Annotated in this window: 1 protein-coding gene; it reads left to right on the top strand. The window is 38.7% G+C overall.

Annotated features, from left to right (window positions below):
- The first annotated feature begins 72 nt into the window (after positions 1–72).
- A protein-coding gene (locus FNW02_RS38185; RefSeq protein WP_191762641.1) for an IS630 family transposase occupies positions 73–1,181 on the top strand; the annotation gives its coding sequence in 2 pieces (ribosomal slippage) (positions 73–484 and positions 484–1,181; 1,110 coding nt in all).
- Positions 1,182–1,207: the final 26 nt, after the last annotated feature.

The following is a 1,207-nucleotide window of genomic DNA, read 5'->3' as shown; positions in this document are numbered from 1 at the left end:
TAGTAGTCCACCAAGGCATTTTTGCTGGGTAAGCCCCTCTAATTGATAAACTAGTCAAAAAAGGGGTTGAGCATGGCAAAAAAGTATGTTGTAGATTTAAGCGAAGAGGAAGTTTTACAACTGCAAGCAATCCTCAAAAAAGGAAAACACAAAGCAAGAACTATAGCCCGTGCAAACATTCTTTTAATGGCATCTGAGGGAGAAACGGACACGGCGATCGCTGCCGCAGTTCGAGTTCATGTTGCTACAGTGGAAAGGACAAGAGAAAAGTTTGTGATTGGTGGATTAGAGTTTGCTTTAAAGGATGGAGAACATCCACCAAAAACCAAAAAATTAGATGAAAAACAAGAAGCATTCTTGATTGCGACTGCTTGTTCTAATCCGCCAGAAGGAAGAGTGCGTTGGACAATGCAATTATTAGCAGATTATTTAGTGAAAGTTGGTATCATAGATTCAATTTCAGACGAAACAATACGCCAAACTCTAAAAAAAATGAAATTAAACCGTGGTTAAAAGAACAGTGGTGTATTCCCGAAGTTAACGCAGAGTATGTGTTCAGAATGGAAGATGTTTTGGATTTGTACAATGAGCCATATGATCCGAAAAAACCTACACTCTGCCTAGATGAACGCCCATATCAATTAGTAGAAGAAGTCAGACTTCCTTTGCCACCAGAACCAAATCAGCCTGAACGTTATGACTATGAGTACAAACGCAATGGTGTTATAAATTTATTTGCCTTTTTTGAACCTTTAGCAGGGTGGAGACATATTGAAGTCACACAGCGCCGTACAAAAGCGGACTTTGCAAAACAGTTAAAAGATTTAGTAGATATTTATTACCCTCAGGCTGATGTGATTCGTTTAGTCGTTGATAACCTAAATATTCATACTCCAAGTGCATTATATGAAGTTTTCTCTCCACAGGAAGCACGCCGCATTATTCAAAAATTAGAGTTTCACTATACTCCCAAACACGCTTCTTGGCTGAATCAAGTAGAAATTGAATTATCTGTCCTATCTCGCCAATGTTTAGAACGGCGTATTCCTAATGTAGAGATATTATCTTCTGAAATTGCTGCTTGGGAGAAAGAACGCAATCAAAAAAAAGCCAGCGTCTATTGGGGTTTTAAAACCAAGGATGCACGTAAAAAAATGCAGCGTTTATATCCGAGCATTTAACCTAGCAAAATTGCCTTGGCAGACTA

Origin of the sequence: Komarekiella delphini-convector SJRDD-AB1 (genome assembly GCF_014831675.1) — a bacterium.
Classification (GTDB): domain Bacteria; phylum Cyanobacteriota; class Cyanobacteriia; order Cyanobacteriales; family Nostocaceae; genus Komarekiella.
This window is presented reverse-complemented; position numbering and strand designations above follow the sequence as displayed.